1 protein-coding gene is annotated in these 254 nt (G+C 45.7%); it reads left to right on the plus strand.

Annotated features, from left to right (window positions below):
* Positions 1-254 (plus strand): transposase zinc-binding domain-containing protein (locus R2R70_RS21675; RefSeq protein ID WP_410979150.1); only part of this gene is annotated, 254 nt, incomplete at both ends.

Raw genomic sequence — 254 nt, forward strand, 5'->3', positions numbered from 1 at the left:
TGTGATAACTGTGGTGAGTCACAAAAGATTGGATGTAGTTGTCGAGACCGTCATTGTCCGCGTTGCCAAGGCATGGCTACTGCTAAGTGGGTGCAAAGGCAGCAAGAGGATTTATTACCGTGTCGGTATTTCCACCTTGTTTTTACGCTCCCTCATGAGTTGAATATCATTGCGCACTATAACCCAAGCGCGTTGTACCAGTGTTTATTTAAAGCCGCATGGCAAACGCTGAGTAAATTTGCGAAACGAAAGAG

The organism is Cobetia sp. SIMBA_158 (assembly GCF_046566945.1).
In the GTDB taxonomy this organism is placed as follows: Bacteria; Pseudomonadota; Gammaproteobacteria; order Pseudomonadales; family Halomonadaceae; genus Cobetia; species Cobetia amphilecti.